The sequence below is a fragment of the Bradyrhizobium oropedii genome (assembly GCF_020889685.1).
GTDB lineage: Bacteria > Pseudomonadota > Alphaproteobacteria > Rhizobiales > Xanthobacteraceae > Bradyrhizobium > Bradyrhizobium oropedii.
Genome location: NZ_JACMYO010000050.1, coordinates 1 through 21,252, shown reverse-complemented (window position 1 = coordinate 21,252; position 21,252 = coordinate 1). Strand labels below are relative to the sequence as shown.

General features: G+C 63.9%; 23 protein-coding genes and 1 pseudogene. 15 read left to right on the top strand and 9 right to left on the bottom strand.

Features of this window, described 5'->3' with window-relative positions; all coding sequences use genetic code 11:
* The first annotated feature begins 50 nt into the window (after positions 1-50).
* From trpD to moaC, 3 genes are read left to right on the top strand one after another with little or no spacing between them, the layout of a single operon-like run.
* The gene (gene trpD, locus H8A95_RS16230) at positions 51-1,064 is read left to right on the top strand and encodes an anthranilate phosphoribosyltransferase (RefSeq protein WP_229184031.1); all 1,014 of its coding nucleotides are present in this window, start codon (positions 51-53) and stop codon (positions 1,062-1,064) included.
* A 10-nt stretch (positions 1,065-1,074) separates the two neighbouring features.
* Positions 1,075-1,896 carry an indole-3-glycerol phosphate synthase TrpC gene (gene trpC, locus H8A95_RS16225; protein WP_229184030.1) on the top strand — a complete coding sequence of 274 codons (822 nt, stop codon included), beginning with the start codon at positions 1,075-1,077 and terminating at the stop codon, positions 1,894-1,896.
* A gap of 4 nt (positions 1,897-1,900) precedes the next feature.
* A complete protein-coding gene (gene moaC / locus H8A95_RS16220) occupies positions 1,901-2,422 on the top strand; it encodes a cyclic pyranopterin monophosphate synthase MoaC (RefSeq protein ID WP_229184029.1) in 522 nt (173 codons plus the stop codon).
* Between the two features lie 16 nt (positions 2,423-2,438).
* Here the strand turns inward: moaC and H8A95_RS16215 are convergent, their stop codons facing one another.
* A complete protein-coding gene (locus H8A95_RS16215; protein ID WP_229184028.1) occupies positions 2,439-2,603 on the bottom strand; it encodes a Flp family type IVb pilin in 165 nt (54 codons plus the stop codon).
* Positions 2,604-3,030: 427 nt separating this feature from the next.
* Here H8A95_RS16215 and H8A95_RS16210 point away from each other — a divergent pair, with 427 nt between their 5' ends.
* From H8A95_RS16210 to H8A95_RS16195, 4 genes are all read left to right on the top strand, one after another.
* Positions 3,031-5,763 (top strand): bifunctional diguanylate cyclase/phosphodiesterase, encoded by a 2,733-nt coding sequence (locus H8A95_RS16210; RefSeq protein ID WP_229184027.1) that lies wholly within the window; start codon positions 3,031-3,033, stop codon positions 5,761-5,763.
* Positions 5,764-5,929: 166 nt separating this feature from the next.
* Positions 5,930-6,709 (top strand): hypothetical protein, encoded by a 780-nt coding sequence (locus H8A95_RS16205; RefSeq protein ID WP_229184026.1) that lies wholly within the window; start codon positions 5,930-5,932, stop codon positions 6,707-6,709.
* Between the two features lie 38 nt (positions 6,710-6,747).
* Positions 6,748-7,092, top strand: a complete 345-nt coding sequence (locus H8A95_RS16200) for a transposase (RefSeq protein WP_229184025.1) — start codon at positions 6,748-6,750, stop codon at positions 7,090-7,092.
* The gene (locus H8A95_RS16195) at positions 7,093-7,254 is read left to right on the top strand and encodes a hypothetical protein (protein ID WP_229184024.1); all 162 of its coding nucleotides are present in this window, start codon (positions 7,093-7,095) and stop codon (positions 7,252-7,254) included.
* Positions 7,255-7,396: 142 nt separating this feature from the next.
* Here H8A95_RS16195 and H8A95_RS16190 read toward each other — a convergent pair whose 3' ends face one another.
* The gene (locus H8A95_RS16190) at positions 7,397-8,746 is read right to left on the bottom strand and encodes a S41 family peptidase (protein ID WP_229184023.1); all 1,350 of its coding nucleotides are present in this window, start codon (positions 8,744-8,746) and stop codon (positions 7,397-7,399) included.
* Between the two features lie 170 nt (positions 8,747-8,916).
* Positions 8,917-10,110, bottom strand: coding sequence for an NADH:flavin oxidoreductase/NADH oxidase (locus H8A95_RS16185; RefSeq protein ID WP_229184022.1), 1,194 nt, complete (start codon positions 10,108-10,110; stop codon positions 8,917-8,919).
* 182 nt (positions 10,111-10,292) lie between these two features.
* Here H8A95_RS16185 and H8A95_RS16180 point away from each other — a divergent pair, with 182 nt between their 5' ends.
* The gene (locus H8A95_RS16180; RefSeq protein ID WP_229184021.1) at positions 10,293-11,390 is read left to right on the top strand and encodes a rhomboid family intramembrane serine protease; all 1,098 of its coding nucleotides are present in this window, start codon (positions 10,293-10,295) and stop codon (positions 11,388-11,390) included.
* A gap of 81 nt (positions 11,391-11,471) precedes the next feature.
* Here the strand turns inward: H8A95_RS16180 and H8A95_RS16175 are convergent, their stop codons facing one another.
* From H8A95_RS16175 to H8A95_RS16160, 4 genes are all read right to left on the bottom strand, one after another.
* Complete coding sequence (locus H8A95_RS16175) at positions 11,472-11,873, bottom strand: hypothetical protein (protein WP_229184020.1); 402 nt, start codon at positions 11,871-11,873, stop codon at positions 11,472-11,474.
* A gap of 135 nt (positions 11,874-12,008) precedes the next feature.
* Positions 12,009-13,025, bottom strand: coding sequence for an ABC transporter substrate-binding protein (locus tag H8A95_RS16170; protein WP_229184019.1), 1,017 nt, complete (start codon positions 13,023-13,025; stop codon positions 12,009-12,011).
* Positions 13,026-13,184: 159 nt separating this feature from the next.
* The gene (locus H8A95_RS16165; RefSeq protein WP_229184018.1) at positions 13,185-14,096 is read right to left on the bottom strand and encodes an amino acid ABC transporter substrate-binding protein; all 912 of its coding nucleotides are present in this window, start codon (positions 14,094-14,096) and stop codon (positions 13,185-13,187) included.
* A gap of 139 nt (positions 14,097-14,235) precedes the next feature.
* Positions 14,236-15,171 (bottom strand): DUF3280 domain-containing protein, encoded by a 936-nt coding sequence (locus H8A95_RS16160; protein ID WP_229184017.1) that lies wholly within the window; start codon positions 15,169-15,171, stop codon positions 14,236-14,238.
* A gap of 239 nt (positions 15,172-15,410) precedes the next feature.
* On the opposite strand from H8A95_RS16160, the gene H8A95_RS16155 reads away from it, so the two are divergent.
* The gene (locus H8A95_RS16155; RefSeq protein WP_229184016.1) at positions 15,411-16,820 is read left to right on the top strand and encodes a sensor histidine kinase; all 1,410 of its coding nucleotides are present in this window, start codon (positions 15,411-15,413) and stop codon (positions 16,818-16,820) included.
* Positions 16,817-17,479 carry a response regulator gene (locus H8A95_RS16150; protein WP_229184015.1) on the top strand — a complete coding sequence of 221 codons (663 nt, stop codon included), beginning with the start codon at positions 16,817-16,819 and terminating at the stop codon, positions 17,477-17,479. Before H8A95_RS16155 ends, H8A95_RS16150 begins: the two co-directional genes overlap by 4 nt.
* 116 nt (positions 17,480-17,595) lie before the next feature.
* On the opposite strand, the gene H8A95_RS16145 is transcribed toward H8A95_RS16150, so the two are convergent.
* Complete coding sequence (locus H8A95_RS16145) at positions 17,596-18,000, bottom strand: MerR family transcriptional regulator (protein WP_229184014.1); 405 nt, start codon at positions 17,998-18,000, stop codon at positions 17,596-17,598.
* An 83-nt stretch (positions 18,001-18,083) separates the two neighbouring features.
* Between H8A95_RS16145 and H8A95_RS16140 the strand changes: the two genes are divergently transcribed.
* Genes H8A95_RS16140 through H8A95_RS16130 form a run of 3 tightly spaced genes read left to right on the top strand, consistent with a single transcriptional unit; the run spans position 18,084 to position 18,988 of the window.
* Complete coding sequence (locus H8A95_RS16140; protein WP_229184013.1) at positions 18,084-18,461, top strand: mercuric transporter MerT family protein; 378 nt, start codon at positions 18,084-18,086, stop codon at positions 18,459-18,461.
* Positions 18,462-18,473: 12 nt separating this feature from the next.
* Positions 18,474-18,752 carry a heavy-metal-associated domain-containing protein gene (locus tag H8A95_RS16135; RefSeq protein ID WP_229184012.1) on the top strand — a complete coding sequence of 93 codons (279 nt, stop codon included), beginning with the start codon at positions 18,474-18,476 and terminating at the stop codon, positions 18,750-18,752.
* Positions 18,753-18,757: 5 nt separating this feature from the next.
* Complete coding sequence (locus H8A95_RS16130) at positions 18,758-18,988, top strand: GDCCVxC domain-containing (seleno)protein (RefSeq protein WP_229184011.1); 231 nt, start codon at positions 18,758-18,760, stop codon at positions 18,986-18,988.
* 818 nt (positions 18,989-19,806) lie between these two features.
* On the opposite strand, the pseudogene H8A95_RS16125 reads toward H8A95_RS16130, so the two are convergent.
* A pseudogene (locus H8A95_RS16125) lies at positions 19,807-20,043 on the bottom strand (hypothetical protein); the annotation flags it as partial.
* A gap of 137 nt (positions 20,044-20,180) precedes the next feature.
* Between H8A95_RS16125 and H8A95_RS16120 the strand changes: the two are divergent.
* Together H8A95_RS16120 and H8A95_RS16115 are read left to right on the top strand one after the other, a co-directional pair.
* Positions 20,181-20,714, top strand: coding sequence for an acyl-CoA dehydrogenase family protein (locus tag H8A95_RS16120; RefSeq protein WP_229184009.1), 534 nt, complete (start codon positions 20,181-20,183; stop codon positions 20,712-20,714).
* 49 nt (positions 20,715-20,763) lie between these two features.
* Positions 20,764-21,156 carry a thioesterase family protein gene (locus H8A95_RS16115; RefSeq protein WP_229184008.1) on the top strand — a complete coding sequence of 131 codons (393 nt, stop codon included), beginning with the start codon at positions 20,764-20,766 and terminating at the stop codon, positions 21,154-21,156.
* The last annotated feature ends 96 nt before the right edge of the window (positions 21,157-21,252 follow it).

The following is a 21,252-nucleotide window of genomic DNA, read 5'->3' as shown; positions in this document are numbered from 1 at the left end:
CAAGCGCTTTCCGTGTTTGCCGCGCTCCAACAACAGACCTGAGCCAGCGAATGGACGACCTGAAATCGATCATCGGAAAAGTCGCCACCGGCGCCACGCTGACGCGTGAAGAAGCGGCGTCTGCCTTCGACAGCATGATGTCGGGCGATGCCACGCCCTCGCAGATGGGCGGGCTGTTGATGGCGCTGCGGGTGCGCGGCGAGACCGTCGAGGAGATCACCGGCGCCGTGAGCGCGATGCGCGGCAAGATGCTGCCGGTCAAGGCGCCGGCCGAGGCCGTCGACATCGTCGGCACCGGCGGTGACGGCTCCGGCTCGGTCAACGTCTCGACCTGCGCCGCCTTCATCGTGGCCGGCGCCGGCGTGCCCGTTGCCAAGCACGGCAACCGCGCGCTGTCGTCCCGTTCGGGCTCGGCCGACGTGCTGGCCTCGCTCGGCGTCAAGATCGACCTGACGCCCGAACAGGTCGGGCGCTGCGTCAAGGAAGCCGGCATCGGCTTCATGTTCGCGCCGGCGCATCATCCGGCCATGAAGAATGTCGGCCCGACCCGGGTCGAGCTCGCCACCCGCACCATCTTCAACCTGCTCGGACCGCTGTCGAACCCGGCCGGCGTCAAGCGGCAGATGGTCGGCGTGTTCTCGCGGCAATGGGTCCAGCCGCTGGCGCAGGTCTTGAAGAATCTCGGCTCCGACAAGATCTGGGTCGTGCACGGCTCCGATGGCCTCGACGAGATCACTCTCACCGGCCCGACCTTCGTTGCCAGGCTGGAGAACGGCGAGATCACGACATCAGAGGTCACGCCGGAAGATGCCGGCCTCGGCCGCGTCGGCGGCGAGGCGCTGAAGGGCGGCGATGCCGATGCCAACGCGATCGCGCTGTCCAGCGTGCTGAACGGCAAGCCGAGCGCCTATCGCGACGTCGCTTTGCTGAACGCTGCCGCTGCGCTCATCGTTGCCGGGCGCGCCAAGGATCTGAAGGAAGGCGTTGCGATCGGTACCCAGTCGCTCGACAGCGGCGCGGCCGCGGCACGGCTGAAGCATCTGGTCGCGGTTTCCAACGGTTGAGAGTACAGAGATGTCGGACATCCTGACCAAGATCGAGGCTTACAAGCGCGAGGAGATCGCCGCTGCGAAGCGCGCGCGTCCGCTCGCCGACGTCGAGGCGCTGGCGAAATCGGCGCCGGCCCCGCGCGGCTTCGTCCGCGCCCTCAAGGACAAGCATGCAAGCGGCGAGTATGCCCTGATCGCGGAAGTGAAGAAGGCCTCGCCCTCGAAGGGGCTGATCCGCGCCGACTTCGATCCGCCCGTTCTCGCGAAAGCCTATGAGGCCGGCGGCGCGGCGTGCCTGTCGGTGCTGACCGATGCGCCCTCGTTCCAGGGCCATCTCGACTTCATGGTGGCGGCCCGTGCGGCGACCAATCTGCCGGTGCTGCGCAAGGACTTCATGTTCGACACCTATCAGGTGGCGGAGGCGCGCGCCCATGGCGCCGATTGCATCCTGATCATCATGGCCGCGCTCGACGATGGCGCGGCCGGTGAGATCGAGGATGCCGCGCTCGGCCATGGCATGGATGTGCTGATCGAGATCCACGACCGCGCCGAGCTCGATCGCGCCCTGAAGCTGCGATCGCCGATGATCGGCGTCAACAACCGCAATCTCCGTACCTTCGAGACCACGCTCGCGACCAGCGAGGCGCTGGCGCCGCTGATCCCGCGCGACCGCCTGATGGTCGGCGAGAGCGGCATCTTCACACCTGACGACCTCGCCCGCCTCGAACGCGTCGGGATGTCGACATTCCTGGTCGGCGAGAGCCTGATGCGCCAGCAGGACGTCACCGCGGCGACCCGCGCATTGCTGACGCGGCCGACCGCATCGCGCGCCACCGGCACGCGCTGACGCGATGGCGCGGACAACCAAGGCCAAGAGCAAGGTCGAGCCGTCGGGCACGGCCCTCACTCATATCGACGCCAAGGGTGACGCGCGCATGGTCGACGTCTCGGCCAAGCCGGCGACCGAGCGGACCGCGGTTGCCGAAGGCCGCGTCCTGATGAGCAAGGCAACGCTCGCGCTGATCGAATCCGGCGAGGCCAAGAAGGGCGATGTGCTGGCGACCGCGCGGATCGCCGGCATCATGGCGGCGAAGCGGACCTCGGAATTGATCCCGCTCTGCCACCCGCTGGCGCTGAGCAAGGTCACGATCGATATCGCAACCGACGCCAAGCTGCCCGGCTGCATCGTCCGCGCCAGCGTCAAGGTGACGGGGCCGACCGGCGTCGAGATGGAGGCGCTGACCGCGGTTTCGGTCGCTTGCCTGACGATCTACGACATGATCAAGGCGGTCGAGCGCGGCGTGCGCATCGAAGGCATTCATCTGATCGAGAAGATCGGCGGCAAGTCCGGGCACTATCGCGCGGGCGCGTGATCGCCGATGCGCTGGATTATTTCAGCGAGCCGCTGACCGTGCTGTAGGTGCCCGAGAGCTTGGTGCCGACGCCTTTCACCGCAGCGATGATTGCGATGGCAACGCCGGTTGCGATCAGCCCGTACTCGATCGCGGTGGCTCCGGTCTCGTCGGCACAAAAATTCTGCACAAGCTTTTTCATAATGACACTTTCACGCACTGAACGGCGTCCGACGGCACGCAAGTAACGTGCCGACGACGACGTTGTGCCGCGTCATGGACTTAGATCGTAAACGGATTATTGAACCGGCCTCGCACGCGGCAATCGATTCCGCGCATCGCGCTTTCGTCGGCAGAATGTGCAGTTCAGCTCTCGGAACTTGTTGTCCCGATATCAATCAGCCCCGACGCGGCGTACCGGGCGCGCAAGCTTCGTCGACGGCAATTTCCTCATTTCATTCGTTCGAATGGAAATACGTAGCGAAGGGGGCAGCGCCCACCCCATTCAGGCAACCATTCGTTAACCAATCTCGCTAACCGGCGCTCCATCTCGTTTGGATACGACTTTCGCGGGCCGGAGGTGTACGAAACCTACTTCCGGGTGAAACGCCTGGAAGCGATAGCGTCAGATGAATCCAAACGGCAACGCCTCGTTCAACATCAACTCGGTGATCGGCAGCGGTCCGATCCGCTGGCTGATCCTTGGCGGCGCCGTGCTGATGGCCGCGATCGCAATCGGCGCCACCCTGATGGCCGAGAATTTCCGCGAGCGCGCCCTGCACAACAGCGAGCGCGAGCTCGAGAACACCGTGCTGCTGTTGGCACGGCATTTCGACCAGCAGCTCGACGACCTTGAGGTTGTCCAGCGCGACCTGATCGCGTTCATGCGCGACAACGGGCTCGCGACGCCGGAGAATTACAAACGCCGGATGTCGGCGGCCGACATACATGCGATGCTCAAGTCCAAGATGGACGCGTTGTCCAATGTCGGCAGCCTCAATGTGTTCGACGCCGACGGGGTGCTGATCAACAGCTCGGGCGCCTGGCCGCTGCCGCAGGCCAGCATCGCCGATCGCAGCTACTTCCAGATATTCAAGTCAAGCCCCTACTCGCCCGACATGCTGGTGGCGCCGGTGGTCAGCCGCGTCAGCGGAGCCTGGACCACCGCCATCGTCCGCAAGGTCACCGGTCCGCATGGCGAGTTCCTCGGCGTGGTCGGCCGGGGTATCGAGCCGGCGACCTTCGAGAAATTCTTCTCCACCGTTGCGCTCGGCGAAGGCGCCGCGATCTCGATGCACCATCGCGACGGCACGCTGCTGGCGCGCTATCCCCATGTCGAGGAGATGATCGGGAAGAACTTCCGCACCGGCCCTGCCAGCCAGCAGCAGGTGTTCGAGCAGCCAGCGAGCACCTCGCGGCTGACCAGCCCGGTGGACGGCAAGGACCGTCTGGTGTCGTCGCGCGCGCTCACCAAGTTCCCGATCGTGGTCGTCGCGACAACCACGACGGAAGCGGCACTCGCCAACTGGCGCGAGCAGATCGCCATCCTGATCGCGGTGACCAGCATCTCCGTGCTGGCGATCGCGACCCTGCTGACGCTCGTGGTGCGCAAGCTGCTGCAGCAGCATCGCGCCCAGCAGCAGCGCCTGACGCTGGAGAAGCTCCGGCTCGACACCGCTGTCAACAACATGACCCAGGGTCTGCTGCTGTTCGATGCTGCGCAGCGCCTGGTGATCTGCAACAAGCGCTACATCGAGATGTACGGATTGTCCGCTGACGTCATCCGGCCCGGCTGCAGCTTCCGCGACGTCGTCGTCCATCGCCACCTGACCGGCTCGTTCCAGGGCGACGTCGAACGCTACGTCAACCTGGTGCTGCGCGACGTCGGCGTCCGCAACACCATGGTGATCACGACACCCGACGGGCGCTCGATCCAGATCGTCAACGAGCCGCTCGCCGACGGCGGCTGGCTTGCGACCCACGAGGACGTCACCGAGCGCCGCCGCGCCGAGGAGCGCATCACGCATCTTGCGCATTACGATGCTCTCACCGACCTGCCGAACCGCGCGCTGTTCCACGAGGAGATCAAGCGTGAGCTGCCGCATGTCACAGCAGACAGCCAGCTGGCGGTGCTCTATATCGACATCGACGAATTCAAGGGCGTCAACGACTCGCTCGGCCACATGGTCGGCGATGACCTTCTCAAGTCCGTGGCGAGGACGTTGAGCGGCGTGATCGGCGACGGCGATTTCGTTGCCCGGCTCGGCGGCGACGAATTCGCGATCGTGCAGACCGGCGTGCGGAGCGAGGTCGAGGTCACGGACCTCGTCGCACGCATCTACGAGGTGATCCGCTCCCCCTATCAATGCCTCGGCCACCAGGTCACGACCGACGCCAGCATCGGTATTGCGCTGGCGCCGAAGGACGGCACCGATCTCGACCAGATCATGAAGAATGCCGACCTGGCGATGTATGCGGCGAAGTCGGCCGGCCGGCGTGTCTCGCGCTTCTTCGAGCCGGCGATGGATGCCGACGCCCGCGCCCGCCGCGAGCTCGAGATGGAGCTGCGGCAGACGATCTCCGCCGGCAGCGGGCTCGAAGTGCATTACCAGCCCTGCGTCGACCTGCGCAGCAACGAGATCACCGGCTGCGAGGCGCTGGTGCGCTGGCGCCACCCGGCACGCGGCATGATCTCGCCGGCGGAGTTCGTGCCGATCGCCGAGGAGACCGGCCTGATCAACCAGCTCGGCGAATGGGTGCTGATGACGGCCTGCAAGGAAGCCGTGAACTGGCCCGATCAGATCAAGCTCGCGGTCAACGTCTCGCCGGTGCAGTTCCGAAGCGGCACGCTGGCACTCAAGGTGATCGCCGCCCTGGCGGCATCGGGACTGTCAGCCGGCCGGCTCGAGCTCGAGATCACCGAGGCCGTGCTGATCCGTGACGACGAGACGGCGCTCGCCGCGCTGCACCAGCTCCGCGCCATCGGCATCCGGATCGCGCTCGACGATTTCGGCACCGGCTATTCGTCGCTGAGCTATCTGAAGCGCTTCCCGTTCGACAAGATCAAGATCGACCGCTGCTTCGTCACCGACATCGCCGATCCGCAGGGCTCGGCCGGCATCGTCGAGGCGGTCGTCAACATCGCCGCCGAGCGCAGCATGACCACGACGGCGGAAGGCGTCGAGACCGCGCAGCAGCAGCAATTGCTGCGCGAGCTCGGTTGCTCGGAAATGCAGGGCTACCTGTTCAGCCCGCCGAAGCCGGCCGCCCAGATCCGCGAGCTGCTGGCCGGGCATCGCCAGGGGCCTTCAGCCGGCTCGGGTCAGCCTAGTCGGCGCAGACCTCTGGCGCGTACGGCGTAGTTCGTAATCTTTATCCTGAGCAGACCACAAAGCAGGCGTCTGGAAGGGAGCAAGTTGTCAGTCCAGCCACTCAGCGAGTTAGCCAAAACCTTCAGGATGCAATCGCTCGCACGAGCGGCACTATTCAACGATTCAATCCTGCAACCGGGACCTTCACTCCTTACCAATGATTTCAACGTTCTTTGAAATATTGAGTCCACTCCCGTTGAATACGGAAGCAGACGCTCGCCGGCTGCTTGGCCTGTGGGCCGAAGTGGCGCCCAATTTGTTGCCTGATCGAGCGGGAACGTACGAGCCGCTAAAGCAACCATTCTCCATCACGGACACGGCAAGCCTTATAGCGAGATGGGAATACCAAGTGCTCTTCAAGAGAGTGGCAAAGCCAAAATTGCAGTCGTCTGTGTTCATGCAATATGGGCCGCATAGACAGCATTCAACGTGGAAAATTTCGATTGATGACGGCGGACATCCAAACCTTCTCGAACTATTGAGCCTTGCCGAACGTGCCGCTACCGAATTCTCTGCGGATTTCGGTTTCGTACATAGACCGACCCAAAACGATCTCGATATCGGTTTGGCGTCGAGCTCAATTGCCTATCTGAGTAGAGCTAAGAGCAGGGTAAGTCTGTTTGTCACGACGCATCTCTTGAAGAAATATATTCCGGACATTTATTGGGTGACCTTGTTTGGAAAGCCGTACGTTGATCTCTTTTCAAGAGAGCGGCTGCTGTCGGCTCCGGCTTATCGTGTGCGAGAACTCGATAACGGCTCTGTGTTGGTTCAGCTGACCGAGCATCCTGTCACATCGCGAGAGCTGCCGAAGGACTATGAGGCACGAAAGAAGCTTGTAAAGGAGCACCTCAACCCAAATGCGTTCTTCAGTGTGGAGAAGGGCTTGGATTTCAAGTACAGCGCCCCTGATTTTCGTTGGGATACGATGCATTGAGCTGCCCTGCGGTGACCCGGAAGCGTCAACTTCTGAGTGTGCGTCAATCCGATTATGATCATCAGGTCATCGCGATCACCGTTTCCAGCGAGAGCGCGCAGACCTTCTTTGGCGATGGCGACTACACGCTTTATCGCGACCTGCTCGCCGCCCATTGCGCAGCGGCCGGCGTCGAGGTGTGGGCCTGGTGCCTGATGCCGAACCACGTTCACCTCATCCTAGTGCCGTCCGATCCCGACGGGCTGCGCCGCGCGCTGGCGCGCGTGCATCGCAGTTATGCCGGAGCAATCCAGGCGCGGCGCAAACGCACCGGTCATTTCTGGCAGGGCCGGTTCGGCGCCGCCGCCATGGACGAGCCGCATCTCGCGGCGCCGTTGCGCTAGGTGTCGCTCAATCCCATGCGGGCGCGTCTGGTGCAGCGTGCCCAGGACTGGCGCTGGTCGAGCACGCGCGCGCATTTGCGCGGCAAGGACGACGGCGTCACGGCGCTGGCTTGCCGGAAGTCCGGAGCTCGAGGCGGCACCTATACGATTTCGGAATATTAGAAGAATACCCTGAAATTGCCCGACGTGTCAAGTTGCCCAGTCGAGCGCCAGCCACCACCGGCTCCTTTGCATGGGGTTGTTTTCGATATTTTGGCAGCTGCGTAGCCCCGTTGGCTCCATCCGGGCTACGTGTGTGCGGCTTCTAGTTCGGCACCGGCCGCTTCTGCGCGGCCTTGTCCGCGTTCTTGGCGTCGGCGTTGACGGTGACGCCGCGCAGCTGGTTGAACGCCGCGGCCAGCGCCTTGTCGTTCTTCTCATCCGGCGGGACGTAAGACTGCGAACCGGTCTGCTCGGCGCCCTCGGCGGCGAGATGGCCGCGCATCGAGGCCTCGCCCTTCAACTCCGAGCGGGTCTTGAACTCGTCCGGCACGTCCTGCAGCACCTCGATGTCGGGCTTGATGCCGAGCGCCTGGATCGAATGGCCCGACGGCGTGAAATAGCGCGCCGTGGTCAGCGCCAGCGCGCCATTGCCGGCGCCGAGCGGAATGATCGTCTGCACCGAACCCTTGCCGAAGGAGCGGGTCCCGATCAGGGTCGCGCGCTTGTGGTCGTGCAGCGCGCCGGCGACGATCTCGGAAGCCGAAGCCGAGCCGCCGTTGATCAGGACGACCAGCGGCTTGCCCTTGGTCATGTCGCCGCCATGGGCGGTGAAGCGCTGGGTCTCTTCCGGATTGCGGCCGCGGGTCGAGACCACCTCGCCCCGCTGCATCAAGGTCGAGGTCACCGAAACCGCCTGGTCGAGCAGGCCGCCCGGATTGTTGCGGAGGTCGACGACATAGCCCGCGAGCTTGTCCTGCGGGATCTCCTTCTGGATCTCCGCGATCGCCTTGTGCAGGCCTTCGGTGGTCTGCTCGTTGAACGAGGTGATCCGGATATAGCCGATGTCGCCGCCCTCGACGTGATACTTCACCGGGCGGACTCGGATGATCTCGCGGGTGATCGATAGCTCGATCGGCTTGTCGGCGTCCTTGCGGACGATCTTCAGCCGGATCGAGCTGTTGGGCGCGCCCTTCATCTTGTTGACGGCCTGGTCGAGCGTCATGCCCTGGATCTGGTCATCATCGATCGAGGTGATCACGTCGCCCGACATGATGCCGGCGCGCGAGGCCGGCGTGTCGTCGATCGGCGCCACCACCTTGACGAAACCGTCTTCCATCGTGACCTCGATGCCGAGCCCGCCGAACTCGCCATGCGTGGTCTCCTGCATCTCCGCCCAGCCCTTCTCGTTCATGTAGCGGGAGTGCGGATCGAGCGAGGAGATCATGCCGTTGATCGCCCCTTCGACGAGCTTGGAGTCCTCGGGCTTCTCGACGTAGTCGGTCTTGACCTTCTCGAACACCTCTCCGAACAGATTGAGCTGCGAATAGGTGTTGTCGGAATGCGCGGCGGCATTGGCGACGGCGAACAGATGCGCCCCCTGCGGCGAGGCCACGAGCAGGGTGAGACACGCGCCCGCAACCGTTCCGAGGAAGAAGCCAACATGTTTGCGCATTATCCGTGATCCCTTCGCTAACGGCCGGCAACGTTTCGCAATATACGGCCTGCCTCACCCCGACGCGGGGCACCACACAACGGCTTTTTGGTCGGATCAAGGCCGCCTCGTCACCGGACCATTACGGTCCTGTCACGATGCCCTGGTCCGCCCAGATCGGCCCTCTCAAGTCAGCTCCGTGTCAGCCCAAAGTCGGCCTCTGGACCACCTTCCCGCAACCCGGTCTGCCAGGTCGAAGGCTGGGTCCCGAATCCGCGCTTGGCCCGCGTGCCCAACCAATAGCCAAACTGCGGAGGAACATTGCGAAATGGCCCTTCAACCCCGAGTTTCAATGCCGCGTCCATCGGCCAGTTGGGGTTATTGAGGATTTCCCGCCCGACCGCGATCAAATCTGCTTGTTTATCGTGCAGGATCTGCTCGGCCTGGTCGCCGTGAATAATCAACCCGACCGCCATGGTCATGATATCGGCATGGCTGCGGACATATTCCGCAAGCGGCACCTGATAGTTGTATTTGATCTCCTGGCCCAGAATCGGTGCCATCTCGCTGATTCCGCCCGACGAGCAGTCGATCACATCGACGCCCTTCGCCTTCAGGATCTTGGCCAGCCGGGCGCTCTGCTCCGGGCCCCAGCCGGCATTGTCCTCGACCGACAGCCGCACGAACAGCGGCTTGTGATCCGGCCAATGGGCGCGCACGGCCTCCGTCACCTCGATCAGGAAGCGCATCCGGTTCGATTCCGACCCGCCATAGTCGTCATTGCGCTGGTTCGAACGCCCCGAGAGAAACTCGTGCACGAGATAGCCGTGGGCGCCGTGCAGTTCGAGCACCTCGAACCCGGCTTGATGCGCGCGACGCGCCGCCTGCCCCCAGGCCGCGACCAGGTCCTTCACCTCATGCGTCTCGAGCGCGCGCGGCACCGGCCAGCGCTCGCTATGGGCGATCGCGCTCGGCGCCACCGGCGTCCAAGCATCCCAATCCTCGATCTCGGCGCTGCGTTCAAGCGGACGGTCGCCCTCCCAGGGGCGACTCGCGCGCGCCTTGCGGCCGGAATGGCCGAGCTGGATGCCGGCGACCGCGTTCTGCTGCTTGATGAAGCCCGCGATGCGGCCGAGCGGCGCGACGAACTTGTCGTCCCAGATTCCGAGATCGCCGATCGTGCCGCAGCCGCGGCGCTCCACCTTGGTCGATTCGACGATCACCAGACCGGCGCCGCCGGCGGCGAACTTGCCGGCGTTCATCAGATGCCAGTCGGTCGGAAAGCCCTTCTCGGCGGAATACTGGTGCATCGGCGGCACCACGATGCGGTTCTTCAGCGTGACGCCGCGGACGGTCATCGGCGAAAACAGCAGCTTGTCGGACATCGTTTCCTCATCTGACGTCGTTGCCCGGTGCACACGGCATCGATATTTGGCCGATCTTGTCTTTGGCGCCGACGATATACGCACCGCGCGATGGCCGATAGAGGCACGGCCAGGCACGCGGAAGTAGCAATCTCCAGACCGCTTCGCTACGCTGGGGAACCTGCCTCTCCGCTATCATCATCATGGCCACCTACCGCGCAAGTCCCGGCTTCTTCGAAACCCCTCATGCGGCGGTCTATACGCTGATGACGGTGACCGTTCTGGCGTCGGGGTTTTGCTTCATCCAGGCCGGCAGCGCATCGGCACCGGCGCAGTTGCTGTTCCGCTATGGCGGAATGTACACGGCCGCGCTGGCACGGCACGAATATTGGCGGCTGTTCGCCTACGGCTTCCTGCACGTCAACTTCATTCATCTCGCCACCAACATGCTGTGTCTCGTGCTGTGGGGCGGGCATCTCGAGCGGCGGGTCGGGCCCACCTACTTCGTCATCATTTATCTCTGCGCGATGGTGTCCGGCGCCATCGTCGGCAATGCGACCCACGCCACGCCCTATCTGACGGTCGGCGCCTCCGGCGCCACCTCGGGCATTCTGGGCGCATTGCTCTGCCTGTGGATCCTCGGCAAGCTCGATGTCCGCTTCGACTTCTTCGCCATCAACATCGGGCTGAATATCGCGCTCGCGATCAGCAATTCGCGGATCGACTGGGGTGTGCATCTCGGCGGCTTCGCGGCGGGCCTGATCGGCTGCGCGCTGCTCGACCTCGTCGAGAAGCTCAACGTCCATCTGCTTCGCTGCCGGTTTCCGGAGCCTGTGAAGATCAATCTCGCGCTGCTCGCCGGCGTGGCCGCGCTCGGGTTGTGGGCTGCCCGGGTGCAGACCCCGGCGGCAGACTTGCCGGGATGGATCGTGGTCGCAGGCTTTGCCGTGGCATGTTGCGCCGTGATCAAGCTGGTCGACCTCGCGCTGTCGATCAAGAAGGGCCTCGCCGCCGTCATCATCGCGCTCGCCTGTGCCAACGCGGCCTGCGTGGCACTCGGCGGCTGGGTGCTGGCAACGACGTCGGCATGTGGTGCACGCACATCAGGCGGGCCCGGGCCGCTCGAGAACCTGCTCAATGCATTCTGCGCCAATCCCCTGCTCGTGACCGCGCTGGTCGCGGTCGGCGCCGTCACGCTGACGCTCTTGCTCTGTTCAAGGGAAATCCATCGCGGGATCGAGGGCGTCGGATTCGTCGGCAGCTCGCTGCGCGCCGAGCGCAATCGCCGTCACGGGTTGTGAACCGCGCGCGGCCACGCCCGCCGAACAGGCCGTCAACCGACGTGGCGGCGGCCTAAAAAGAGCTGTTGAGCTGTTCTGATCCTATCGAGCGGGCTTGCGGATCGCCGAGACGTCCGTCGGGCAATTTGCTCCGCAATCGATCGATTTCTTGCGGTCGGCAACGCGCCACACCAGCAGCGCGACCAGGACAATGACGGAGACGGTGAGCTTGGCCAATGCGTCGTGGTTCAACTTCAGCTCCGCACAAAAATCGGCATCAACGGGAGAAATCCGATGCAAACACAACGTGGCCCAGCATCCTTGGAGGCCGGTGCCGGGGCCGACTACCCGACTCGCATTCGATACGAGTTGGTTGACGTCATCATGATACGGTCTTGGCGCGGCCTGCAACCTTCCCGGTCCGCATGGCAGCACGGCATCGCCGGCCGCAACGCGTTGGAACATCCGCACCTGTGTGCCGTTCAGTGGCTGTGCTCTGATCATTGCCCCAGAGGCACACAACACCTCCTGCGGCCCCAGCCGTCACGCTGGGGCCGTAAAACGTCGAAGTTCCACGTACAGCGGAATTGATTGACGGAGCTCGCTTAGCCCATATGGGCTACGTCCTCATGGCGGCCGTCATATCCGCGCGAGCTTGGCAGCGCCCGCGGCGATCGCTTCGTTGAAGCTCGTGTCCCAGAATTTGCCAACCTCCGTGCGCGCGTCGAGCACGCCGAGCTTGAGGAAGGTGTCGGCGACCTTCTGGTGGGTTTCCGGCACGTCGGGCATCACGCCGGCGAGCGAGAAGTCGTCGCTGCGACGGGCGAACTGGTCGAGAACGTCCTGCAACGGCAGATGGGTTTCCGCCACCTGCGCGGCCGCATAGATGGGAAAGTTCTTGTTGGCGAACGCATAGGCGCGCTGGATCCGCAGCAGCAGATCGCTCACCCCCGCGTGGCGCTGCGGATCGTCGACCGCCTTCGGATTGGCGTAGATCGGGAAGTTGCCCGAGAGATAGCCGACGCCGGTCTTGAGCAGGCGCGCACCCTGCTTGGCGATGGCGAGCTGTCCGTTGTAGCCGTAGATCGCCCAGGCATCGAGCTTGCCGGAGGCGAACGCCGAGTAACCGTCCGACGGCGTCAGATTGATGGCCTCGATATCGCCGAACCCAAGCCCGGCCTCCTCGAGCTGCTTGGCCAGGAAATAATGAGCAGTCGTCGCGCGCACATAGCCGACGCGCTTTCCCTTGAGATCGGCAATCGAATGGATCGGCGCGTCCTTCGCCGCCACCGTGACCTGGATGTTGAGATCCTCATGGGTAACGGCAATGAAGCGCACCTTGGCGTTCTGGCGCGCGGCGAACATCGCCGGAATCTCACTGCCCGATCCGATGTCGAGCGCATCGCCGTTCAATGCCTCGATGTGGAGCACACCGTTGTTGAGCTCCTTCCATTCGATCCGGTAGGGCGTCTTGTCCTCGCCCGCCGCCTCCAGCAGCGGACGCCAGCCGCCCTTATAGTACGCCACCCGCAACGTGACGCCACCGAGATCGGCACCCCCGCCCGCTCCGGTTTCCGCGCGCGCACCACCCGCAATCAGGCTGCCCGCGAGCACACCTAGCGCAGAACGTCGAGAAAGAAGGGATGGCGCGGTCACCGGCGGCTCCTGATCGGCAGTCACAACTGCCGCAAGCTTAGGTGAAAAGCCGGCTATGTATATGAGACGCTATTTCGTTTTTCGCCGCGCGCGAGAAAAGCCGTTCCAAGGATCGACGGCTTGGCGCGGTGAACCGTTTTTCGGTCAGCCTATCGTCCGCTACTTCGCAACCTCGTACACATCAGGATCGAAGCTCGAGCTCGGATTCTTGAACGCGTTGCGCAGCGCGGGCGAGATCGGGACGTTGTAGTTGATGCCTTTCGGCGGGGTCGGCTGCTCCAGCCACTTCTTGTACATGACCTCGATCTCCGGGCTCCGATAGAGTTCCGCCGTCGCGCGGTCGGCGAGCGCCTTGAACAGCGCGTCCTCCCGACGCAGCATGATGCCGAACGGCTCGGCCTTCGAGAAAGCCTCCTCGCTGATCATGTAGAGCGAAGGTTCTTTCGACCGCGCAATCGCGACCGCAAGCTGGACGTCGTCGAGTGCGTAGGCCTGGGCGCGATCGGTCTCCAGCATCAGGAATGCCTCGGCCTGGTCCTTGGCCGGCAGCACATTGGCACCAAGCTTGTGATCGGCATTGACCTTGATGAGCTGCGCGAGGTTCACCGATCCCGCCACCGCGGTGACCGACTTGCCCTTGAGGTCGTCGATCGAGTTAATGTTGGAGGATTTCTTGGCGGCAAAGCGCGTCGCGCTCAGGAAGTGCGTGTTCGTGAAGGTCACCTGCTTCTGGCGGTCCGCGCTGTTGGTGGTCGCCGAGCAGTGCAGATCGATCGTGCCGTTGACCATCAGCGGAATCCGGTTCGACGAGGTCACCGGGACGTAGTCGACCGCGATGTCGGGCATGACCAGCTTCTTTTTCACCGCATCGACGATCTTGAGGCAGATATCGAGCGCAAAGCCGATCGGCCGCGCATTGTCGTCGAGATAACTGAAGGGAACGGAGGCCTCCTGAAAGCCGAGCGTGACCTTCTTCGTCTCCTTGATCTTCAGCAGCGTGCCCGACAGCTCCTGCGCTGCCACGGGGCTCGCGGCGAGCGTGAGAGCGAAAAGGACGGCGGGCAAACGCATCGGCGGCTCCTGTGCGGGGATCAGAGCGCGGTGATAGCGCATAGATCAGCATGGAGCCAGATGACGGCGTGTCTAACAGCTATCGCACTTTGCGATGGTCGCCCGCGCCGCGCGCCAGGCCGTCGGCGTGGGCTCAGACCTACCGCTGCGCCCCGCCCTCGAGCAGGCGGTCGCCGACCAGGCGAACCGCGCCGCGGGTCCAGGAATAATCGGCGCCCATCCGCAGGCCGCTGTCGCCGCGCGAAACGACCGCGCCACTGCGGGCATCGCGCAGCTGGAAGCCGACCGTGTATTCGGTCCGGCTGACCCGCCTGATCACGCCGATCAGCGATTGATCCGCGCCGAGCTGTCGCGCAATCGTAGCTTCGCAGCCGCCGCAGTCGCGCAGCGTACGCGCCTTGACGGGCTCGGCGGTCGCGCCGCCGGTATCGACCAGGCGGTAACGGCCCGACTGCGCAAGCTGGTCGCGCACGCCCCGGGTCACGTCGGCGAGTTTGGCGGCATCGGCACCGGCAAGGCCGGCCGCAGGCGCCGCGGTGGTGTCCTCGAGCTCGAACTCGAACACCGCAAGCCCGATCAGCGCCGCCGCCGCGGTCTGCGCCGGTGGCAGCGCGGCCGCCAGCGCAGCGCGCACCTCGCGCGACACGAACATCGCCGCATGGTCCCATGCCTCATCAGTGTCGCCACGAAACGTGTAGAGCTTCTCGTACAGCACCTTGCTCGCGCCGACATCAATGACCGCGACCTTGGCCCACTGGATCAGCGTGCTCATCTTCTGCACGCCGCCGATCACCTTGATCCGCGCCTCACCCGCGGGCGCCGTGGGCGCTACCAGGCGATATTGCGGCTCCGCGGCGACATCGGCGCGCAACTTTTGCATCAGCGCATCCAGCCGCGTCTGGTGCGCGGCGGTCTGGTCGATCACCTCGCCCGAGGTGTCGAGATAGCTGAAATCCTCGATGCTGACGCTGAGCGGAGCAGCCACCGCGGCGCCAGTTTCGGCGCGCAGGGGAGCAATTCCGGCCAGCAGGCCGATCAGGGCAACAGAGAGCAAGACGAGACGGGACTGGCGCATGATTTGGGCCTTTCAGCTGCTGGAGCGAGCGGGTCGATCGCAACCTAGGCCGGCGGGCCTCCGCGCCGCAGCGGCGCGCCTCCCGGCCGGTGCCGGGAAAATTTCACGACAATGATCTTCGGCCAAAGAACGCCCATGGCGGCGCTTCTCGGCGCTTCCGTTCTGCCGTTTAATGTGCGGGACGGCCCTGCCCGCGACCGGGCGCCGGAGGCCGTCTGCGACCCCTTGAGGATACGCCGATGTGGATTTGGTCCGGAAGCGATCTCAAGCTGCGGCTGACGCTGCGTGTGGCCGCGGTCTCGACGCTCTGCTTTGCCTGCATCTCCGGCTACTTCCTGATCGATTCCGACCGCACCGCGCGCGCCAGGATCGCTGCCGTTGCCGATGTCGCCGCCAAGACGCTGGAGCTGCAACAGAGCAAGATCCAGTGGCTGAACAATCCGCGCTCCAAATTCCCCGATCTCGACAGCGTTGCGGCCTCGGTCATGGCGCCGGGGCTGTGCCTCGCATTTCGCAGCAGGGGCGGTGAGATCAGCCAGCGCTTCTGCGGCGGCGCGCAGACCGACCAGGCGCCGCCGCCGCTGGCCTTCGCGGCGCTCTATCGCCACCTGTTCGATCCCGGCCGCGAGGCCGTGCACCCGGTGGTTTCGCGCGACCAGGTAATCGGCGAGGCCGTGGCCTGGGTGGATCCGGCCGTTCCGACCGCCGAGGCCTGGCACGACGCCGGACGGCTGATGGCGGTGTTCATGATCGCGTTGCCGCTGCTCTGCGGCCTCATCTATGCGGCGCTCTCGCGGGCGCTGCGTCCGACGCTTTTGATCCGCGACGGACTCGAGCGGATCGCAGCAGGCGACCTCGCCGCACGGCTGCCGCCGTTCGATCTCGCCGAATTGTCGGCGATCGGCGACGTCTTCAACCACCTCGCCGAGCGCCTCGCTACCGCGCTCGCTGACCGCAACGCGCTGACCCAGAAACTGATCCTGGTGCAGGACGAGGAGCGAAGGCATCTCGCGCGCGAGCTGCATGACGAGTTCGGCCAATCGCTCGCCGCCATCCGCGCACTCGCCGCCTCGGCGCGCCAGACCGCGGCGCAGGAGTGCCCACCCCTGCTCGCCGAATGCGACGGCATCGCGCGGACCGCGACCGACATGATGGAGACCTTGCGCGGCGCCCTGTTCAGGTTGCGCCCGCCCGATGTCGACGAACTCGGACTTGCTGCCAGCCTGGAGGGCCTGATCGCCGGCTGGAACGGCCGCAGCCGCGGAGCGCCGCGGTTCGAGATCACCATCGCGGGATCGTTCGAGCGCCTGCCCTCCTCGGTCGGCGCCAATCTCTACCGCATCGTGCAGGAGGCGCTCACCAACGCGGCCAAGCACGCCGGCGCCACGCGCGTGACGCTGCGGCTACAGATGCGCGAGGCGGCCTCCGGCGGCAACGTCGGCGAAATCGCGCTTGCGATCGACGATGACGGCCGGCCCAGCGAACCTCCGATCAAGTCCGGCATGGGCCTGCTCGGCATGCGCGAACGGGTCGCGGCGCTGGGCGGGCGATTGAGCTTCACGGCCGGGCAGCCCAGCGGCTCTTCGCTCCGCGTCATCGTTCCCCTCGCTGCCGGCCTGGATGCCGCGCCCGTGGAGTGCGCGGCATGAGCAGTACGGCGCGCACCATCATGCTGGTCGACGACCACGCCGTCGTTCGCGAGGGCTACCGGGCGATGCTGCAAAAGCAGCCGGGCCTCTCCGTCGTCGCCGGAGCCTCCGGCGGCGCCGAGGCCTACCGCCTCTACAAGGAGACCGGACCCGACCTCGTCATCATGGACCTGTCGATGCCCGGCATCGGCGGCATCGAGGCCATCCGCCGCCTTCGCCAGTGGGACAAGCGCGCAAAGATCCTGGTGTTCACGATGCACCAGAACGCGGCCTTTGCCGTGCAGGCGATTCGCGCAGGCGCGAGCGGCTATGTCACCAAGACCAGCCCGCCGGAGACGCTGGTCGACGCCGTGATGGATGCGCTGTCGGGCAAGATCGCGATCAGTCCGGATATCGACCACGAGCTCGCGCTCAGCCACCTCGCGGGCGAGACCGCCGCCGCCGACCTGCTCACCGCGCGGGAATTCGAGGTGCTGCGCATGCTGCTCGCGGAAAAGACCACCGACGAAATCGCCGAGGCGCTGCACTTAAGCCCCAAGACGGTCGCGAACCTGCATTCCCTGATCAAGGACAAGCTCGGTGTCGGCACGGATATCGAGCTGGTCCGCCTCGCGCTGCGGCAGGGCATCCTGACGCAGATCGATCTGGGCGAGCAGTGAGCCCGAGGCGGCGCGAGCTAGCTACTGCGTGTGCTCGTGACACGAGCCGCGGCGGCTTTCGCGAACCGGGGAGCGAGCCGCAGAAAGTGACGCGATGTTTCGCGTCCTTGTTTCCATCAAGACCGCCTGACGTCGAGAATGTCCAAGACGGGACAATCTGGCACCCTGCTTCCGGAACATTGTGTGATTGTCTTGGCGAGCAGTCTTTCGAGCTTTCTCAGGTCGGCGATCTTGGTACGGATATCATCCAGATGGTGCGACGCGATCTTGCGCACGTCCTCGCATGACGCCTTTCCCGGTCCTCCCAGGGCGAGCAAGGCGCGGATGTCTTCGAGACCGAACCCAAGCTCCCGGCCGCGCCGAATAAAGGCGAGCACACGGGTCTCCGTCGGTCCATAGATACGACGGCCACCTTCGGTACGTGGCGGCGGTTGCAACATCTTGATCTTCTCGTAGTAGCGAATGGTCTCGATATTGACGCCGGTCAGCCGCGACAATTCGCCGATCGGAATTCCGTCCAATCTTCCCGCTCGCGAAGCCGTGACTGGGGGGATGTTCAAAGCTCCTTGCTTCTGTAGTCACTACAGGATGCATGGTGTAGTCCATGAAAATCAATCAGACCGATCACATTGCCGCCAGCCGGCGACGACAAGGCCTCATGGCGGCTGGTGGGCTGCTGGGCGCGCTTGCGGCGTCGTCATGCTGCATCCTGCCGCTCGCTATGTTTGGGCTCGGGGTGAGCGGAGCGTGGATCGGAAATTTCACGCGGCTTGCTCCCTATCAACCCTATTTCATAGCGGCAACGCTCGCGTTCCTGGCGTACGGCTATTGGTTGGTTGGAAGGCGCGCTTGCTCGGATGGCGATGCCTGCGGGTACCCTCTACCGAGCCGCATCGTCAAAGCCAGTCTCATCGTCGCAACTTTCCTTGTTGTTGCCGCGCTCGGCCTCGACTTCGCCTCGTCCTTCTTTCTCAACTCGTGATCGGAAATATCCATGAACAAGGTTCTCGTCGCCTTCGCTGTCACCATCGCCGCCGCGACAGCAGCGACGGCCGCGGAAAAAACGATAACGTTGGCCGTGGAGAACATGTACTGCGCGGCATGCCCATCCATCGTCAAAGGAAGCCTGGAAGCGATTCCCGGTGTTGCCAAGGTTGCAGTGTCCTACAAGGACAAGACGGCAACCATTGTCTATGACGATGCCAAAGCCGACGTAAGTCAACTGACCTCGGCGACCACCAAGGCCGGGTACCCGTCCGCACCCAAGGGCTAATTGCAATGCTCCTTCAATCGACGATCACCTGCCCGCACTACTCGGTCGCGAGAATGGAGATCATGCCCACCGATGCTTGTCAGTTCTTTTATGAATGCAGCGGTTGCGGCACGACGTTAAAGCCAAAGTCGGGCGATTGCTGCGTGTTCTGTTCGTACGGTTCGGTGCCGTGCCCACCCATTCAGGCCGAGCGTTCCGGCGAGAGCGGAGGGACATCCTGCTGTGCGACAAGATAGCGACACTGACGCGAACACGCGTGAAGCCCGACAAGGCACCGTGAGCCTCCGGGAACGCTCCGGTGCTGTTTCCGTTCTCCCGCTGGATGATGCGGTCCGGGCGCTTCGACAGCATGCTCGTCCGAGCCCGGTCAGGGATTGAAACTTGCCGCGCGTTGCTCCGCTCGACCGGGAAATCGGCGGCACAAAGAAAGGCCCCAGCGAGGGGGTACACACGCTGAGGCCAGAGCAACTTAGTCACCCAATCCTAGACCTCGCCCCCGACACTTTCATCTGCTCCTCCGGAGTACCGGAATCATACGGAGCCGAAGGTGTGAACCCTTTTCCGCGCTCGTCCGTATCCGTACAGGTCAGGATTTTGCCATTCCTCCTGGGGCTAGAACCAACGCCGTCCGCCGTATTTCAATGCGGGCGGCGTTGTTCATGTCCGGTTGGGATGCGAGATATCGGTGTGCTCGCATGGCCGACATCCTCGAAACCCGAGGAGGAACCGGAACGGACACGAACCCACGTTAGTTGGATAGAATGATTTCTCGAGACGGAGCGTCCAACGCCGTGACCCGGAAAACCTTGCAGGCACGTTCAGAGCAGGCGCTCGTCGTCATCATTCTCAGCACGGGCGCGCTCATCGCCTATCTCGGCCTGGCGCTTTCGAGGATGTAAGCGGCCTGGTCCGCCAAGCGGCGCTGAACCGGTTCCCTTCCCGCCCCCTCAAGAACTGCCATTCCGGATAATGGCGAGTGGATCGAATCCAACGGTTGGTACCCGCCCACGACCGTTCTTCCGATTCGTGGAGGTCGCAGGAGGGTGAGAATCGGTCACTCACCTTCCAAGACCGGCGGCTCCCATGCGTCGATCGCCGTCTCTGGGTAAATCTGCACCGAGCCAGGCTCGAAGTAGCTCTCGATCGCGTATCCGAGCTTGGTCAAATCCGTACGATACCAACCAACGATTCTACCGCGCCATGATGCCCGCCCCTTCTTTGCGGCATAGTCACCCATTTGAAACTTTGCATCTGGGGGCCACTGATCGACCATCTCGCCTCCGACCGAATTGCCTTAAAGAGAAGACATTATGGCCGACCTACCTACGTCCGCAACGGGTCGATTTTGTCCCGTCGATCTCGGTCCGGTATCTGTCCGGCGCATGATCTCGTTGGTGCCGACCTCGTCCGCGCCCAGCAGCACGATCATTGTCCGCCACGCATGCTTCTGGCGGTGTTGCAGCGTCGACCGATAGGAATCCCAATCAGGATTCTTCCGTCAGGAAGAGATCACCGGGTTCAGCCCGAGCCGTCGATCAGATCTCCCAGCTGCCTTGCGGTGATCAGGATCGGCTCGCTGCTTCACGCGCAGCCACCAACCGCGCGACCGACTTCATTCGCGAGCGTCGCCAGTTCGGCAAGGCCCTCAAGGATTTTCAGGCGATCCAGCATTCTGTCGTCGAGATGACGACCCTCACAAAGGGCATGGAGTTGTTCTTCGAGAACGCCGTGCAGATGCAGGAGAGCGGCGACGACGCGACGCAGGCGATATCCATGACCAAGTATTTCTGCTCGGAGCAGCTGCAACGCGTGGTCGAAATCGCCGTCCGCGTAGTCGGCGGTCGCGCCTATTTCGAATTCGAGCCGGTTTCCCGCTATTACCGCGAGGCGCCATTCTGCCTGTTTGCCGGAGGGACCGTCGAAATCCAGAAGATGCTGATCGCGCGCACCCTCTCGATATAGGAACTATTCGATGACCAGCACGCCTCTTGCAGTCGGCATCCGCCATACGTTGACGATCCCCGTCGACGGCCGGCTTACGGTGCCAGCCGTGGCCGAGGCTTTCACGGGGTTTGCCGACATGCCGCCGGTCTTCGCCACCGCGTTTCTGGTTGGCTTTGTCGAATGGGCGTGCATCGAGGCTCTGAAGCCTTATCTCGATTCCGGACAGAAGACCGTGGGCACCCACGTCGATCTGAGCCACAGTGCCGCGACGCCGGTCGGCATGAACGTCACGGCCGAGGTCGAACTGATTTCGATCGACGGACGAAAATTGCGCTTCAAGGCGATTTGTCGAGATGAGGTCGAGACCGTCTCCGAAGGCTTCCACGAACGCGCCATTATCGACGTCGGCCGATTCCTGGGTCGTCTGGAGAAGAAGGGTGGCCTGACTGCGGCCCGCTGAGGCATCGCGCAGGGAAAGTCGGGTGATACTACCCCCGTGCTTTTCTCCATTGCTCGGGCTCGAACCACATATTCGGTGTCGTCCCTGCGAAAGCAG

Coding starts and splice junctions, on each gene's coding strand:
- H8A95_RS16190 (WP_229184023.1), bottom strand. CDS start 8,746: ATGCGCAAACATGTTGGCTTCTTCCTCGGAACGGTTGCGGGCGCGTGT.
- H8A95_RS16135 (WP_229184012.1), top strand. CDS start 18,474: ATGAACAAGGTTCTCGTCGCCTTCGCTGTCACCATCGCCGCCGCGACA.
- H8A95_RS16165 (WP_229184018.1), bottom strand. CDS start 14,096: ATGCGTTTGCCCGCCGTCCTTTTCGCTCTCACGCTCGCCGCGAGCCCC.
- trpD (WP_229184031.1), top strand. CDS start 51: ATGGACGACCTGAAATCGATCATCGGAAAAGTCGCCACCGGCGCCACG.
- H8A95_RS16175 (WP_229184020.1), bottom strand. CDS start 11,873: ATGATCAGAGCACAGCCACTGAACGGCACACAGGTGCGGATGTTCCAA.
- H8A95_RS16205 (WP_229184026.1), top strand. CDS start 5,930: ATGATTTCAACGTTCTTTGAAATATTGAGTCCACTCCCGTTGAATACG.
- H8A95_RS16210 (WP_229184027.1), top strand. CDS start 3,031: ATGAATCCAAACGGCAACGCCTCGTTCAACATCAACTCGGTGATCGGC.
- H8A95_RS16140 (WP_229184013.1), top strand. CDS start 18,084: ATGAAAATCAATCAGACCGATCACATTGCCGCCAGCCGGCGACGACAA.
- moaC (WP_229184029.1), top strand. CDS start 1,901: ATGGCGCGGACAACCAAGGCCAAGAGCAAGGTCGAGCCGTCGGGCACG.
- H8A95_RS16160 (WP_229184017.1), bottom strand. CDS start 15,171: ATGCGCCAGTCCCGTCTCGTCTTGCTCTCTGTTGCCCTGATCGGCCTG.
- H8A95_RS16155 (WP_229184016.1), top strand. CDS start 15,411: ATGTGGATTTGGTCCGGAAGCGATCTCAAGCTGCGGCTGACGCTGCGT.
- trpC (WP_229184030.1), top strand. CDS start 1,075: ATGTCGGACATCCTGACCAAGATCGAGGCTTACAAGCGCGAGGAGATC.
- H8A95_RS16180 (WP_229184021.1), top strand. CDS start 10,293: ATGGCCACCTACCGCGCAAGTCCCGGCTTCTTCGAAACCCCTCATGCG.
- H8A95_RS16215 (WP_229184028.1), bottom strand. CDS start 2,603: ATGAAAAAGCTTGTGCAGAATTTTTGTGCCGACGAGACCGGAGCCACC.
- H8A95_RS16150 (WP_229184015.1), top strand. CDS start 16,817: ATGAGCAGTACGGCGCGCACCATCATGCTGGTCGACGACCACGCCGTC.
- H8A95_RS16185 (WP_229184022.1), bottom strand. CDS start 10,110: ATGTCCGACAAGCTGCTGTTTTCGCCGATGACCGTCCGCGGCGTCACG.
- H8A95_RS16130 (WP_229184011.1), top strand. CDS start 18,758: ATGCTCCTTCAATCGACGATCACCTGCCCGCACTACTCGGTCGCGAGA.